The organism is Nocardiopsis sp. NPDC006198, assembly GCF_040613895.1.
Classification (GTDB): domain Bacteria; phylum Actinomycetota; class Actinomycetes; order Streptosporangiales; family Streptosporangiaceae; genus Nocardiopsis; species Nocardiopsis tropica.
The window spans coordinates 52,399-67,633 of record NZ_JBEXSY010000035.1 but is presented as its reverse complement, the minus strand read 5'-3'; the positions used below and the strand labels follow the sequence as shown (position 1 = coordinate 67,633).

The window sequence follows — 15,235 nt, the reverse complement described above, 5'->3', positions numbered from 1 at the left end:
GTCAGGGCACGGCTGCGCAGCGCCACGATCCGGGCCGCCTCGTCCAGGGTGAGCGCGCCGGCCACGCACGCGGCGGCCAGCTCGCGGCCGGGCGCCGGGGTGAGGGTGCGCCCGCTCAGGGCGGCGAGGGTGCCGGCCAGGTCGCGCAGCTGTGCCAGGTCCTCCTCCAGGAGGGCCTGCGGGCCGTCGCACAGGGCGGTCTCCGGGTGCGGGTGCACGTCCACGATGACGCCGTCGGCGCCGACCGCGACCGCCGCGCGGGACAGCGGGAGCACCAGTTCGCGCTTGCCGCCCGAGTGGGACGGGTCGACGATGACCGGCAGGTGGGACAGGTTCTGGGCGACCGGGACCGCGCTGATGTCGAGCGTGTTCCGGGTGGCCTTCTCGAAGGTGCGGATGCCGCGCTCGCACAGGACGATGTCGAGGTTGCCCCGCTGGGCGATGTACTCGGCCGCCATCAGCCACTCCTCGATGGTGGCGCTCATCCCCCGCTTGAGCATGACGGGCTTGCCCGCGTCGCCCGCCGCCTGGAGCAGGGCGAAGTTCTGCATGTTGCGGGTGCCGATCTGGAGCATGTCGGCGTAGGAGGCGACGAGCTCGACGTCGGCGGCGTCCACCACCTCGGTGACGACGGGCAGACCGGTCTCCTCGCGGACGTCGGCGAGGATCTTCAGCCCCGCCTCGCCCAGCCCCTGGAAGGCGTACGGCGAGGTCCGCGGCTTGTACGCGCCGCCGCGCAGCAGGGAGGCGCCCGCGGTGAGGGCCATCCTGGCGGCCTCGAGGGTCTGCTCCGGGGTCTCGACGGCGCACGGGCCGGCGATGACGGTGACGTTGTCCCCGCCGATCGGCACCCCCCGGACGCTGACGACGCTGCGGCTGTCGTGGTTCTCGCGGCTCACCAGCTTGTACGGCGCGGAGATGCGCAGGACGTCGCTGACACCGGGCTTCGCGGCCAGGCCCAGGTTCTGGAACCGCTCGACGTCCCCGACCAGGCCGATGATCGTACGGCTGACCCCTCGGGTCACGTAGGCCTCGCCTCCGGAGGAGGTGACCAGTTCGACGAGCGAGTCGATGTTGTCGGGGGTGGCGTCCGGCGCCATCACGATGACCATGTGGTTCGTCCCTAGCTGCTTGTCGGTGGGAGTGGCGGGACCGGTTCGCGCCCGGGACACGAAAAAACCCCGGGCTCTACCGGCCCGGGGCTCAAGTCGTCTGTGTCAGCGCAGCGCTTTACAGGCGACCGGGGTATCGGGCCGGTAGCCATAAAAGCGCCAGAAGTTTCGCTGCATGGCTGTGACTATAGCGCACGGTTGCGGCGTGCCCGCACGCACGGGGCGAGTGACCTGGCTCTCGTCGGCGCCTGGCAGGATGGCCGGGCGCCGCGTTCCCCCGCGGCGGACGGGACGGGGAGGTCCCGGCGGGGGACACGCCCGACCCGTCGGCGGGGGCGTAGTGCAAGGGCCGGGCGGCCGGAGCGGGACGAGCAGGGGGACGTGTTGTCCGAGAGAGCGGACGGGGACGGCGGTGCGGGGGAGGACCGCGCCGGGCGCGCCGGGGGGCCCGGGATCCCGCCGGGCCAGGCCGTACGGTACGAGCACAGACCGCTGCACTACGGGCCCGTCCCCGTCTTCCGGCCGCACAGGTGGGACTTCCGGGTCATGGGCGCGACGGAGACCCTGGGCTCCTACCGGTGGACGTGGGAGGAGTTCGGCACGCTGCCCCGCACCGACTCGGTGAGCGACTTCCACTGCGTGATGCGGTTCAGCGTCCCCGGCGTCCCCTGGGGCGGGGTCCGCGCCCTCGACCTGGTCTCCGTCGCTCCCCCGGCCCCGGAGGTGACGCACGTGATGGCCTGGGGGGAGTACGGGTACAGCGCCAACCTGCGCCTGGACGACTTCCTGTCCGAGCAGGTCCTCCTGGCCACCCACCGCGACGGGGAGCCCCTCGCCCCCGAGCACGGTTTCCCGCTGCGGCTCGTGGTCCCCCACCTCTACGGGTGGAAGAGCGTGAAGTGGCTGCGCGCGGTGGAGTACATGACCGCCGACCGGCGGGGGTTCTGGGAGGAGCGCGGCTACCACAACCGCGCCGACCCGTGGAGCGAGCAGCGGTTCTCCTACCAGGAGGAACCGGGCCACGGGCCTCCCCTCTGAGGCGGGTTCCCCCGGGGGACGCGCATCTCCACCTCCGTTCCCTGCCCCGGGACCGAGACGTACTCGACGGTTCCCCCCAGGTCCCGCACACGCCCCCGGATGGACTGGGCCACGCCGAGGCGGCCGTCCGCGTGCGCCTCCTCCAGCCGGCCCGGCGCGATCCCCGGCCCCTCGTCGCGCACGGACACGGTCACCCCGCCGGGCTCGTCCTCCAGCAGCACCCAGGCACGGGTGCCGCCGGGGCAGTGCCGCTCCACGTTGTCCAGGGCCGCGAGGACCGCGGCGGCCAGCTCCTCGGCCGTGCGCGCGGGGAGGAGGACGGGGGAGGCCGGCGCGGACACCGAGACGCGGGACGACTCCGCCCTGCGGACCTGTTCGCGCAGGTCCACGGGGGCGCCGTCGAACCCCGCCCCCGGACCGCCGCCCCGGGGCCCTCCCCCGGACCGCGGGTCGGCGTGCACGGCCGCGGCGCGGCCGGAGGCGCCGTCCCGGGCGCCGGCCCCGGACGACCCGCCGGGCGGGTCCCCGCCCGGGAGCCCGTCCGCGAAAAGGGCGCGCAGCCGCACCTCCTGCTCGCCCGCCATCCGGCCGAGCTCGGCGGCCTCGCCACCGGCCTCGGCCCCGCGCCGGCTGACGAGGGCGAGCACCTGGAGCACGGAGTCGTGGATCGAGCGGGCGAGCTGCTCCCGCTCACGCAGGCGGGCCTCCAGGGAGACCGCCTGGGCGAAGCGCCGCTCCGCCTGTTCGGCGACCTTGGCCATGTACCCGACGACCAGGGACGCCAGCAGCAGGAGCACGACCCCCCGTGCGGTGGCGGCGGTGATGTTCGCGTCCATGACGACGCGCAGCGTGAGGTCGGCGAAGCCGTAGAGGAGGGCGACGACACCGGCTCCGCGCCGTCCCCAGATGACGGCGGCGGAGAGCGCCGCCCCCGCGAACCAGTAGCCGCTCAGGGGCGGGGCCTGGGTGAGGTAGAAGGGCGTGGCGGCGGCGGCCGTCGCGAACATGCAGGCGAACGCGACGGCCAGGTCGGCGGTGAGCAGGCGCCAGGTGCGGAGCTCGGGGCGCGCGTAGCCGTAGGTGGCGGCCACGGTCCACACGGCCATGGCCGCCAGGACCGTCCACGCGACCCAGGGCCTGGTCAGGGCTCCGTGGTTCTGGACCAGGAGGACGAGGGAGTAGACCAGGGTCGCGGCGCGGAAGACGGCGAACGCGCGCCAGAGGGGGACGTCGAAGCCCAGCGGTCAGACCACCGCCCCGTTGTCCGGCCCGTTGTCCCCGGGCGGCCGCGAGTCGGTCATGCGCAGGATGAGCACGACGAAGCTGGCGAGGAACGCCACCACGGCGAGGAACATCATCCAGTTCGGCAGGGAGATGCCGGCGAACGCCGCGCCGAACACCAGCACGGGTCCGCCCAGCAGTCCGAACCAGGCGGCGATGCCGACCCGGTCGCCCTTGAGCAGGGGAGGCGGGGGCGGGGGCTCGTAGTGGCCCTCCAGCTCCGCCTCGGCCCGGCGCCGCGCGTCCTCGTTCTCGTCGTCCTCCCCGGCTGCGTCGGGAGGGCCTCCGGCGAGCAGGTCGCCGTCGGGGGCGCCGCCTCCCCCGGGCCCGGCGTCCTCGCGCCGGTCGGAGGCCCCGAGGTTCTCGGCGTCCGGCCAGGCCGTGCGGGTGGGCCGGTCGGAGGCGTCCTCGTCGTAGAAGCGCGCCACCAGGTCGTTCCAGACGTGGTCCTCGTCGGAGGACCTGGCCTGCGCGGCGTCGGGGTCGCCGAGCGGCCCGTCGAGCAGGTCGCCGCCCGCGGGGCCGTCGGCCTGGGCGTCGGGGGCGGCCCCGCCCTCCGCGCCGTCGGCCTCGGGCCTGGAGTCCCCGTGCGGTGCGAGCAGGTCCGGGTCGGAGTGGCCCAGGTCGGGCAGCTCGGCGCCCAGGACCCGTTCCGCCGCGGCCCGCTCCTCGGCGTCCACGTAGAGGTGGTCGGTGGGCGGGTCGTCGGCCCCGCCTCCGGACGGATCCAGGACGTCCTCGTTCAGGGGCACCGCGTAGGCGGCGATCCCGCTGCGTCGCAGCGCCTCCAGCATCGTGTCGGCGTGCGAGGGCGCGAGCAGGACGAGGGGCACGTAGGCGTCGGCGAGCAGGCCGTTACCCCGACGTTGCGTCATCGGTCGGCTCCTTCCCCGCTTCTACGGTGCTCCCGCACGAAGGCGAGGCTTCCGTCGAAGATGGCGGCGGCGTCATGGTCGAGGGTCGCCACGTGGTAGCTGTCGTGCAGCAGGTGGATCGTCAGCCGGGTGTTGACCGCTCTCCTAGCGAGGATACGCAGACTCCGCGGTCCGACGACGTGGTCCTGGGTACTGCGATAGGCCAGAATCGGCGCCCGCAAACCGGACATGCCCTCCTGAACTGCGCGCCACAGCTTCGGGAGTGTCGCGGCGGCCGCGGTGGGGACCCTGTCGTACCCGCCCTCGGTCGTGTCGTCCTTGGAGACGTCGCTGGAGAGCCCCGGCGTGGAGGGCATGATCCGCGAGGCGAGGCGGCGGACCGGCGCGATGAACGGCAGCCTCGCGTCCTCCAGGGCCAGGGACGGGTTGACCAGCACCGCCCCGCGCACGAGGTCCGGGTGATCCTGGGCCAGGCGCAGGGTGAGGGCCCCGCCCATGGACAGCCCCATGACGTACACCTCCTCGCAGCGCGAGGCCAGGTCCAGCAGGGCCCGTTCGGCCTCGGCGAACCAGTCGTCGCTGGTGGTGAGGTTCATGTCCTGCCAGACCGTGCCGTGCCCGGGCAGGAGGGGGATCTCCACGCTGTACCCCGCGGCGGCGAGGTGCTCCCCCCAGGGGCGCATCGAGTACGGGGACCCGGTGAATCCGTGACAGAGCAGTACGCCGACCTCCGACCCGCGGTGGCTGAAGGGCTCCGCCCCGGGGATGAGGGGTACGGTGTCGGTCGGTCTCACGGAGCGGCTCCAGGGGATCGTGCGGTACGCGTCGGTGTCGGCGGTGCCGGCGTCGGCCGTGGACCGGGCGCCGCCGGGCGGCCCGGCCCCCGACTCCAGCCGTGAGGCTAGCCGCTCGGCGGAGTGTTTGTCATGGGTGCACACTAACGCCCCGGCCTCCGGGGACGAGAGGGGCACAGCGCACCGCGGGGGCCGACTGAGTATCCTCGACTGGGTCGGGCCGAGAGCCCGTTTGGGGGCGCTTTGGCAGTTGCCCCCGCACGGTGGGAGGATGGCGCACGTCAGGCGGCGGCTCCGACGTCCTCCCGGGGCGCGAGCCCTTCTGGCAATGTCGGTCGAGCGGGACAGTGAATCGTGGCAGGCCCTGCCCAGTCCTCCCCGCGTGTGCAGGGGTGATCTGAGCGATGTTCTACTGGGTGGTCAAGGCGTTCCTGGGGCCGATCCTGGCCGTGCTGTGGCAGCCGCGCGCGGAGGGCGTGGAGAACGTGCCGCGGCGCGGTCCGGCGATCATGGTCAGCAACCACCTGTCCTTCTCGGACCACTTCTTCGGTCCGCTGCCGCTGCCGCGCAAGATCACCTTCCTGGCCAAGTCCGAGTACTTCACCGGCACGGGCGTGAAGGGGCTGCTGAGCCGGGCGTTCTTCACCGGCGTGGGCCAGATCCCGATCGACCGGTCCGGCGGCAAGGCGAGCGAGGCGGCGCTGCGCACCGGCCTGCGGGTGCTCAAGCGCGGCGACCTGCTGGGCATCTACCCGGAGGGCACCCGCTCCCCGGACGGCAAGCTGTACCGCGGCCGTACCGGCGTGGCGCGGCTGGCCCTGGAGTCCAAGGCCCCCGTGGTGCCGATGGCGATGATCAACCTGGAGAAGATCATGCCTCCCGGCCGCACCGTCCCCAAGCTGGGCGTGCGTCCCAAGGTCAAGTTCGGCAAGCCGCTGGACTTCTCCCGCTACGAGGGCATGGAGACGGATCCGCGCGTGCTGCGGGCCGTCACCGACGAGATCATGTACGCGCTGATGGAGCTGTCCGGCCAGGAGTACGTGGACCGCTACGCGCAGTCGATCAAGGCGGAGCTGGAGGCCGAGGCCAAGGAGGCGCGGCGCGAGCAGCACGCCGGCGACAAGGACCGCAGGCGCGCCGAGCGCGAGCGCCGCAAGGAGGAGCGCCGGGCCCGCAAGGAGGAGAAGCGGGCCGCGCGGGGCAGCGGCGGCGACGACGCGAAGGAGTAGTCCTTCCCCACGACGTACGGAGCGGGTCCCCGTGGCGGCACGGGGACCCGCTCCGTACGTGCGTCGGCCTCGGCGTCCCGGGGCCGGGGCGTGGCGGGTCAGTGGCGGGCGAGGTCCCCGGCTCCGACGATGCCGGCCTCCCCGCCCAGTTCGGCCAGGCGCACCTCGGCCAGGCGCCGGCCGGGCCGGCCCGACACGTGCCGGGCGAAGGAGGCGCGGACCGGGTCCAGCAGGATCGACCCGGCGTCGGAGACCCCGCCGCCCAGGACGAAGCACTCCGGGTCCAGGATGGCGGCCAGGTCCGCGAGTCCCAGCCCGACCCACTCCCCGACGATCCCGAAGCACTCCAGCGCGGCCTGGTCGCCCTCCAGGGCCGCCTGGGTGATGACGTGCCCCTCCACCTGCTCGACGACCCCGTCGGCCAGCTTGAGCATGCGCTCGGCGGCCCGGGGGTCGGTGCGGGCGCGGTCCTGCCCCTCCGCCACCAGGGCCCGGCCGCTGGCGTACTGCTCCCAGCACCCGTGGTTGCCGCAGGCGCAGCGGCGCCCGTGCGGGACCATCCGGTAGTGGCCGACCTCGGCGGCCACGCCGAAGCGGCCGCGGTGCAGAGCCCCGCCCATGACCAGGCCCCCGCCGATGCCGGTGCCCAGGGTGACGCAGACGATGTGGTCGCTGCCGCGACCGGCGCCGAACCGGGCCTCCGCCCAGGCCGCGGCGTTGGCGTCGTTCTCGATGACCACCGGCAGGCCGACGCGCTCCTGGACGCGCTCCTTGAGGGGTTCGTCGTGCAGCCCCAGGTTGACCGCCACCTGGATGGTCGCGCGGTCCTCGTCGACGAACCCGGCCACGCCCACGCCGACGGCCCGGACGGACTCCGGCTCCTGCCTGCCGCACAGCTCGGCGACGGCCTTGGCGACGACGTCGGCCAGGCCCTCCGGGTCTGCGGCGGGGGTGGGGTACTTGACCTTGTCGAGGATCTGCCCGTCGCGGTCGACGACCCCGGCGGCGACCTTGGTTCCGCCGATGTCTACGCCGATGGTCAGCATGGGGGCTGCTCCTTCGCACTTACGCCCGAACTCTGACATAAGTCTCAAGGTTCATGGCAGAGGGTTTTCAAATGGTGTAAACCATTCGATTAAACCAGGCCGGACGCGACCCCCGACACCCCGGGAGCGAAAGCCGCCGGACTAACCCCGCTCCCCCGCCCCGGCCTGCCCGTCCGCGGTCTCCGGCGCGCCGTCCTGCACCGGGGCCGGGGAGGACGAGGAGGGGGCCGGCGGCTCGGCGGCGGGGTCCTTCCCGGCCTCACGACGCCCCGCGTCGTCCGCGCGGCCCTGCTCCAGGGAGCGCTCGACCACGCCCCAGGTGCGACCGAGGGCGTCGAAGGCGGCCAGCCCGGCGCGCCCCAGGTGACCGGCGACCTCGGGGGCGGACCTGCGCACGATGTCGAGGACCTCCTCCAGCGGGGGCCGCTCCTCCTCGCTCTCCAGCCGGATCGCCTCCTCCCACACGTCCCCCTTGGCCGGGGGCGCAGAGGTGACGGCGCCGACCCCACGCTTCACCCCGGCCACCAGGAGTCTGCGCTGGAGGGTGTCGACCAGCCTCAGCGCGTCGTCGATGAGGTCCGGGGCGTCCCCCCTTCCCGCACCCGAACCGCCGTCGCGACCGGTGTTCTCCGCCATGTCCGCTTCCTCTCCTCGCGCCGTGTTCCTGGCTTCACGGTAACCGGACCCGGTGCGCCCGGCGGGCTTTCTCAGGGCAGGTTCAGGGACGGGCCAGGGATGAGCCGGGGCTCCCCCGGCGTTGTCGCGGACGGTGGGGCTTCCGCCTTCCGAGCGCGACGAACCACCTCATACAAGTCATATGACACAGAGTTAACGTGATGTGCACAAAGACCATGGCAGGCGTATAGTCTCGCGTGCGTACGCGAAGTCAGCGAAATCACCCTCCTGACCTGCGCACTTCCGATTCCCCCGAGGGCGCCGCACGCCGTCGGACCGGGCGGGCCCGCGTACCGCACGACACTTCAGGGACTCGGACCCGACACGCCTGGCGACAGGGGGACACCACGCTGAACAGCGCGTTCACTCCCTGCCACACCTCGGCTCCGGATCACCGTTGGATACCGAACGGCAACACGTTCTACTCATGAGTAGCATTCTGTTGTTACGGTCGTCACGTCCCCACTTATCCAGAACCCGTACACGTCCAGGAGCACCACGTGCGCGAATACAGCTCTCCCGCGAAGGCTGAGATCTCCGACGACGCGCGCCTGACCGACACGCTCTACGCGCGCGCGGTCGGCGAGCCCTCTGCCGTCGCCGCCCGCCGGCAGGAGTCCGGCCAGTGGCGCGACGTCACCGTCGCGGAGCTGCACGGCGACATCGCCGCGTACGCCAAGGCCTTGATCGCCGCGGGCGTCGAGCACGGGGACCGCGTCGCCCTGATGTCGCGTACCCGTTACGAGTGGACCGTCGTCGACTACGCGATCTGGTCCGTCGGCGGTGTGACCGTCCCGATCTACGAGACCTCCTCCGCCGAGCAGATCGAGTGGATCCTCTCCGACTCAGCCGCCAAGGCCGCCTTCGTGGAGACCGGGGACCACGCGGAGCGCGTCGAGTCGATCCGCGCCAAGGCCCCCGCCCTCGGCCCCGTCTGGCGCTTCGACGGCCCCGAGTTCGCGGAGCTGCGCTCCAGCGGGACCGAGGTCGCGGACGAGGCGCTGGAGAAGCGACGCACCGCCGTCAAGGTCGACGACATCGCCACCCTCATCTACACCTCGGGCACCACCGGCCGCCCGAAGGGCTGCGAGCTCACGCACCGCAACTTCCTCTTCATCGCCCACAACGCCCTCGCGGGCCCCGCCAAGCAGGTGCTGCGCGGGAAGGAGAACCCCTCCACCCTCCTCTTCCTGCCCCTGGCCCACGTCTTCGCCCGCTTCGTCCAGGTGATGGTCGTCGAGGGCAAGGCGACCCTCGGCCACTTCCCGTCCACCGGTCCGGAGCTGATCGAGCAGTTCTCCGTCTTCCGGCCGACCTTCCTCCTCGCGGTCCCCCGCGTGTTCGAGAAGGTCTACACCAAGGCCGAGCAGAAGGCGACGGCCGAGGGCAAGGGCAAGATCTTCAACGCCGCCGCCGAGACCGCCATCGCCTACAGCAAGGCGCTCCCCACCGGGCAGATCCCGCTCGGGCTGAAGCTCAAGCACAAGCTGTTCGGCAAGCTGGTCTACGGCAAGCTGCTCGCCGCGCTCGGCGGCAACGCCGACTACGCCGTCTCCGGCGGCTCGGCCCTGGGCGCCCGCCTCGGCCACTTCTTCCGCGGCATCGGCTTCACCATCATCGAGGGCTACGGCCTCACCGAGACGACCGCGCCGACCTCGGTCAACAGCCCCGAGTTCAACAAGATCGGCACCGTGGGCCAGCCCCTGCCCGGCACCACCGTGAAGATCGCCGACGACGGCGAGATCCTCCTCAAGGGCGACCACATCATGGTCGGCTACTGGCAGAACGAGAAGGCCACGAAGGAGGCCTTCACCGAGGACGGCTTCTACCGCACGGGCGACCTCGGCACCCTCGACGACGACGGCTTCCTGAGCGTCACCGGGCGCAAGAAGGAGATCATCGTGACGGCGGGCGGCAAGAACGTCGCCCCTGCCGTCCTGGAGGACCGCATCCGCGCCAACGCCCTGGTCAGCCAGTGCATGGTGGTCGGCGACAACCGCAAGTTCATCGCCGCGCTGATCACGATCGACCCGGAGTCGTTCGCGCAGTGGAAGGAGGCGAACGGCAAGACCGGCGAGATCGCGGACCTGACCGGGGACCCGGACCTCAACGCCGCCGTCCAGGAGGCCGTGGACAACGCCAACAACGCGGTGTCCAAGGCCGAGGGCATCAAGAAGTTCAAGATCCTGCCCAGCGACTTCACCGAGGAGAGCGGCCAGATGACCGCCTCCCTGAAGGTCAAGCGGCACGTGGTCAGCAAGCAGTGGAGCAAGGAGATCGACGACATCTACGGCGCCTGATCCCCAGGGCTCCGGAAGGGGGCCGGCCGCCGGGAGGCGGTCGGCCCCCTTCTCCGTGTGCGCCTCCCCCGGGCCAGGGCACCACCGGCCCGCCCTTCCGGAGGGGAGGCCGCCCGGACGTCTCCCGGGGGCTCACAGGGCCGCTGGGGGCCGCCCCGCCCCGGCCGCGCCCCGCCGGTGGGAGGGCGAGAACGCGACGGACCCGGCCGCGCGGTGCGGCCGGGTCCGTCGAACAGGAGGCGTCCTAGTGCGCGGACTCCTTCTCACCCTCCGGTGCGGAGTGGTGGAGGTGGTGGCCGCTGTGCGCCTCGACACCGTCGATGGACACGTTGTCCTTGGTGTACCAGTGGGCCAGGGCGCGGCGGAGCTTGCCCATGCCCTTGCGGGACTCGGGGTTCTCCACCCCCTTGTCGTCGACGTCCGCGTCGTCCGCGAGGGCCGTGGAACCGATGAGCGGCTTGCTCTCCAGCACCTCGGTGGTCTCCTCGGAGTTGCGCTTGTGGACCTCGATGAACTCACCGCTGGGGAGCTGCCGGATGGTGCCGCTCTCGTAGCCGTGCTCCAGGGTGTCGCGGTCCCTGCGCTGGAGGCCCAGGCAGATCCGCTTGGTGACGATGAACGCCACGACCGGCCCCACGAAGACCAGCACACGGAAGATGTACGTGGTCAGGTACAGGTCGATCGAGAAGGTCTCCGACAGGATGTCGTTGGACCCGGCGAGCCAGAGCACGCCGTAGGCGGTCATGCCCGCGACGCCCAGCCCGGTGCGGACCGGCGCGTTGCGCGGACGGTCGGCCACGTTGTGGACGCGCTTGTCCCCGGTGATCCACTGCTCGACGAACGGCCAGGCGCCCGGCAGGACGAAGAGCATGCCCATGACCCCGAGCCCCGGGACGAGCACCGCGATCGGCACCGCGTAACCGAAGACGCTGAAGTCGAAGGTGTTCGGGAAGATGCGCAGCGACCCCTCCAGGAAGCCCATGTACCAGTCGGGCTGGAGCCCGGAGGTGATGGACGTCGGCGTGAAGGGCCCGAACAGGTGGATCGGGTTGATCTGCACGAACGCGCTCAGACCCGCGATCACGGCGAACGTGAAGAAGAAGAACCCGCCGGCCTTGACCGCGAACGCGGGGAACATGGGCGTTCCCACCACTGTCTTCTCCGTGCGCCCGATTCCCGGGTACTGCGTGTGCTTCTGGTGCCACAGGATCATGAAGTGCGCCACGATCAGGGCCAGGAGCACCGCCGGGATCGCCAGCACGTGCAGCATGTACAGCCGGGTGATGATGTCCTCGCCGGGGAACTCCCCGCCGAAGAGGAACATCGACACGTACGTGCCCACCAGCGGCAGCGCCAGGATCACGCCCTGGAGGATCCGCACGCCCATGCCCGAGGGCAGGTCGTCCGGCAGGGAGTAGCCGAAGAGGCCCTCGATGATCGACAGCGCGAAGATCGCGATGCCGATCAGCCAGTTGATCTCACGCGGCTTGCGGAACGCACCGGTGAAGAACACGCGGAGCATGTGCACCACGATCGCCGCCAGGAAGATCAGGGCGGCCCAGTGGTGGATCTGCCGGACGAGGAAGCCGCCACGCACATCGAAGTCGATGAACAGCGTGGAGGCGTACGCCTCCGACATGGGAACGCCCTGGAGGCGCTCGTAGGAGCCGTCGTAGACGACCTCCAGCATGCTCGGCTTGAACCAGAGCGTGAGGAAGACGCCGGTGACGAGCAGGATGATGAACGAGTACAGCGCGATCTCGCCCAGCATGAAGGACCAGTGGTTAGGGAAGACCTTGCGGAGGTTCTTCTCACCGGTCTTGGCCAGGTGGAAGCGGTCGTCGATGAAGTTTCCGACGCCGCGCAGCGCCTTGGGTGCTTGCGTGGTCTTACTCATCGACTAGTCCTTCGCATAATCCCAGAACGTCGGACCGGTCGGCTCCGTGAAGTCGCCGGTCGCGATGAGGTAGCCCTCATCGTCGACGCTGATGGGAAGCTGCGGCAGAGCGCGGTGCGCCGGTCCGAAGACGACCTTGGCGGCGTCCGCAGCGTCGAACGTTGACTGGTGGCACGGGCACAGGATGCGGTGCGTCGTGCGCTCGTACAGGGCTGCGGGGCAGCCCACGTGGGTGCAGATCTTGGAGTAGGCGATGATCCCGTTGTGCGTCCAGTTCAGACGCGTCTCATCGGTCCCCTCGATCGGCTCGGTCATGCCCTCCTTCCAGTCGTTCTCCGGGATCTTGATCAACAGGATCACGGATTTCGCCTGGTCGGTGAGGCTCATGCCGTGCGGGTGGTGCCCGTCGTCGATCGCGGGAAGGGCGGAGATCATCCCGTACGGGTCGTTCTCCAGGTCCTCCGCGCGGATCTCGCGGTGGGTCCCCTCGACGAACATGCGCATCCCGGGTTCCCACGGGGTGTGCTTCAGCTTGTCCCCGGGCAGCGGGCCGGTGTCGCGCAGCAGCACGATCGGGGCCAGGCCCAGGGGGACCATCGCGAGGATGAGCGTGCGCCGCATGAGCGGGCGCTTGGTGAAGCCGCTCTCGTCGGCGCTCTTCATGAAGAAGTCGCTGAAGGAGCCCTTCTCCTTCTCGTCGGACGCCAGGTCGTCGTAGGGCGAGTGCACCTCGTAGTGGGGCATCACCTGGCGCGCCCAGACCGTCATGCCCGCGCCGATACCGAACATGGCGACGGTGAGCGTGCCACCGAGCAGCATGTTCGAGTACTGGCCGATCTGCGGGTCGGCGATCGCGGGCTCGCCCGCCGCGTTGGGCGGGAACAGGAAGTAGGAGACGAGGAAGCCGATACCGCCGAGGAAGGCGATGATGAACCAGGCGGACGCGGCCTTCTCGCCGCGGCGCTGGACCTCCTCCGGGCGCGCGTGGGTCTCCGACGCCCGGTAGGGGCCGGCGTGCTCCTCGGGCGCCCCGGCGGAGGACCCGGTCACCACGCGTTCCTCCGCGGCGGCCGTCGGGGTCCCCACCACGCGCTCAGGCGTGTGGGCCCCGGCCTCGTTGTTGTCGTTGTTGTCGTTCTCAGTCATGTGCACGCTGCTTCGCGGTGATCCAGATCGCGCAGGCGACGATCAGGGCCAGGCCGACGACCCACCCGATGAAGCCCTCGGCGACCTGGCCGATCCGTTGGAGGTCGAAGACGCCGCCGGCGTTCGGCTCCGCCTGGAGGGTCTTCACGTAGGAGATGAGCTCGTGCTTCTCCTCGGGGGTGATGGCGCCGTCGCTGAACATCGGCATGGCGCCGGGGCCGCTGACCATGGCCTCGTAGATCTCGCGCGGGGAGGCGTCGTGGATCTCGGGGGCCCAGCGGCCGTCCGTGAGGGCGCCGCCGCCACCGGACCAGCTGTGGCAGTGCGCACAGTTGGTCAGGTAGAGCTTCATGCCCATGTCGGTGTCCTCGGCGCCCTCGATGTAGGAGTCGTACTCGGACTCCCACTCCTCGACGGCCGCCTCGTACGCCGTCTCGTCCTCGAAGTCCGCGCGGTTGGGCTCGGAGTCCGGGACCTCGTAGGGCACCTCGGCGCCGCTCTCGCCGTTCCTGATCTCCGCGTTGTAGTACGCGATCAGGTTGGCCAGGTCCTGTTCGGACATGGCCATGGGCTTGCGCGGCATCTGGCTGCTCGGGTCCATGGACGGCATGCGCCCGGTGCTGACCTGGAAGTCGATGGCCGCGGGGCCGACGTCGCGGAGGTCGGGACCGTTGGTCACGTTCCCCTCGGCGTCGTAGCTGCCGCTCCCGTCGTAGTTGTGGCAGCTCGCGCACGTCTGGTCGAAGACGGTCTTGCCCTCGGCGATGTCCACGTCATCCGGTGACGGGACGTCAGCGGCGAGGGTCTGCGCCTGGGCCTGGTCCGCGGTGGGTGCCAAGGCGGCATACCCCACCCCGAACAGGGCTAGCGCGAGGATGACGACGACATACCCCGCAAGGGGATGCCGTCGCCGCGCGGTAATCCATTTCACGGTTTCCCCGTTTCGGGTTACTGGATGAAGTAGATGGTGAAGAACAAAGCGACCCAGACGACGTCGACGAAGTGCCAGTAGTAGGACACGACGATCGCGCTGGTTGCCTGCTGGTGGGTGAAGCGCTTCGCGGCGTACGTGCGTCCCAGCATGATGAGGAACGCGATCAGCCCACCGATGACATGGAGTCCGTGGAAGCCCGTGGTCAGGTAGAACATCGACCCGTAGGCGTTCGACTGAAGAGTCAGGCCCTCGTGGACGATGAGCTCGTAGTACTCGTAGGCCTGTCCCAGGATGAAGAACAGTCCCATGAAGAACGTCACGAAGAACCACATGCGCAGCTTCTTGACGTCGCCGCGCTCTGCGGCCCAGACGCCGGCCTGCGCGGTGAAGCTCGAAGCCACGAGGACCACGGTGATGGTCGTCGCCCACGGAACGTTCAGGTGGGTCGCCGGCCATGCCCCGAGGTCGGGGTTTCCATTGGTCACCGATCGGATGGTGAAGTACATCGCGAACAGCGCAGCGAAGAACATGAGCTCATTGGCCAACCACACGATGGTGCCAACGCTCACCAGGTCAGGACGCTTTGCCGCACCATGTGCTGGTGTCGGTGCTGTTTTTGGGTTCGCGGTTGCTGTCGCCACGGGAGCATTATTACGGCATCTCGCGGAGGTCCGTACTCGACCCCCCGTAAGGAGGCGGTTCAGTCCCGATATGGCCTGCCTCGGACCGCCGCCACGGCCCTCACCCCGTGACTCGGGCGTTACTGTAGCGGCTCGGGCACCGCGGGTCCGCATCCGCCGCGCCCTCGGGGGCCGAAAAGCGCGATCCTGGGCGGCTGAGGCGATTCGTACCCCTCCTCCCGCCACTCCAACCCACCACGGCCAACGCCCAGGTATCGAAACGATCAC

13 protein-coding genes are annotated in these 15,235 nt (G+C 70.8%); 3 read left to right on the top strand and 10 right to left on the bottom strand.

Annotated elements, in window-relative coordinates; translation table 11 throughout:
- Positions 1–1,112 (bottom strand): 3-deoxy-7-phosphoheptulonate synthase (gene aroF, locus ABZ234_RS22070; protein ID WP_355013278.1); only part of this gene is annotated, 1,112 nt, incomplete at its 3' end.
- 453 nt (positions 1,113–1,565) lie between these two features.
- Here aroF and ABZ234_RS22065 point away from each other — a divergent pair.
- A complete protein-coding gene (locus ABZ234_RS22065; protein ID WP_355013283.1) occupies positions 1,566–2,150 on the top strand; it encodes a molybdopterin-dependent oxidoreductase in 585 nt (194 codons plus the stop codon).
- Here ABZ234_RS22065 and ABZ234_RS22060 read toward each other — a convergent pair.
- The 3 genes from ABZ234_RS22060 to ABZ234_RS22050 are packed head-to-tail and all read right to left on the bottom strand — an operon-like array spanning position 2,114 to position 5,100.
- Positions 2,114–3,391 carry a DUF5931 domain-containing protein gene (locus ABZ234_RS22060; protein ID WP_355013282.1) on the bottom strand — a complete coding sequence of 426 codons (1,278 nt, stop codon included), beginning with the start codon at positions 3,389–3,391 and terminating at the stop codon, positions 2,114–2,116. The genes ABZ234_RS22065 and ABZ234_RS22060 overlap by 37 nt on opposite strands.
- Positions 3,392–3,394: 3 nt before the next feature.
- On the bottom strand, positions 3,395–4,306 hold the full coding sequence (locus ABZ234_RS22055; RefSeq protein ID WP_355013277.1) for a hypothetical protein: 912 nt from the start codon (positions 4,304–4,306) through the stop codon (positions 3,395–3,397).
- Entirely contained in the window at positions 4,303–5,100 is a 798-nt protein-coding gene (locus tag ABZ234_RS22050; protein ID WP_355013276.1) for an alpha/beta fold hydrolase, read from the bottom strand. The genes ABZ234_RS22055 and ABZ234_RS22050 overlap by 4 nt, the downstream gene beginning before the upstream one ends.
- A 404-nt stretch (positions 5,101–5,504) precedes the next feature.
- Here ABZ234_RS22050 and ABZ234_RS22045 point away from each other — a divergent pair, with 404 nt between their 5' ends.
- Complete coding sequence (locus tag ABZ234_RS22045) at positions 5,505–6,329, top strand: lysophospholipid acyltransferase family protein (RefSeq protein WP_344184105.1); 825 nt, start codon at positions 5,505–5,507, stop codon at positions 6,327–6,329.
- Between the two features lie 98 nt (positions 6,330–6,427).
- Here ABZ234_RS22045 and ABZ234_RS22040 read toward each other — a convergent pair whose 3' ends face one another.
- Both ABZ234_RS22040 and ABZ234_RS22035 read right to left on the bottom strand, forming a co-directional pair.
- Positions 6,428–7,375, bottom strand: a complete 948-nt coding sequence (locus tag ABZ234_RS22040; protein WP_267948891.1) for an ROK family glucokinase — start codon at positions 7,373–7,375, stop codon at positions 6,428–6,430.
- A gap of 141 nt (positions 7,376–7,516) precedes the next feature.
- Positions 7,517–8,011: a hypothetical protein gene (locus ABZ234_RS22035; protein WP_344184106.1), complete on the bottom strand. Its 495-nt coding sequence runs from the start codon at positions 8,009–8,011 to the stop codon at positions 7,517–7,519.
- 539 nt (positions 8,012–8,550) lie between these two features.
- Between ABZ234_RS22035 and ABZ234_RS22030 the strand changes: the two genes are divergently transcribed.
- Positions 8,551–10,350: a long-chain fatty acid--CoA ligase gene (locus ABZ234_RS22030; RefSeq protein ID WP_267948889.1), complete on the top strand. Its 1,800-nt coding sequence runs from the start codon at positions 8,551–8,553 to the stop codon at positions 10,348–10,350.
- A 244-nt stretch (positions 10,351–10,594) separates the two neighbouring features.
- Here ABZ234_RS22030 and ABZ234_RS22025 read toward each other — a convergent pair whose 3' ends face one another.
- The 4 genes from ABZ234_RS22025 to ABZ234_RS22010 all read right to left on the bottom strand — a co-directional run bounded on the left by ABZ234_RS22025 (position 10,595) and on the right by ABZ234_RS22010 (position 14,899).
- On the bottom strand, positions 10,595–12,247 hold the full coding sequence (locus tag ABZ234_RS22025; RefSeq protein ID WP_267948888.1) for a cytochrome bc complex cytochrome b subunit: 1,653 nt from the start codon (positions 12,245–12,247) through the stop codon (positions 10,595–10,597).
- A 3-nt stretch (positions 12,248–12,250) separates the two neighbouring features.
- On the bottom strand, positions 12,251–13,393 hold the full coding sequence (locus ABZ234_RS22020; RefSeq protein WP_355013275.1) for a Rieske 2Fe-2S domain-containing protein: 1,143 nt from the start codon (positions 13,391–13,393) through the stop codon (positions 12,251–12,253).
- Positions 13,386–14,246, bottom strand: coding sequence for a c-type cytochrome (locus tag ABZ234_RS22015; RefSeq protein WP_267948886.1), 861 nt, complete (start codon positions 14,244–14,246; stop codon positions 13,386–13,388). Before ABZ234_RS22015 ends, ABZ234_RS22020 begins: the two co-directional genes overlap by 8 nt.
- Before the next feature lie 95 nt (positions 14,247–14,341).
- Positions 14,342–14,899, bottom strand: coding sequence for a heme-copper oxidase subunit III (locus ABZ234_RS22010; protein ID WP_344184111.1), 558 nt, complete (start codon positions 14,897–14,899; stop codon positions 14,342–14,344).
- Between the last annotated feature and the right edge of the window lie 336 nt (positions 14,900–15,235).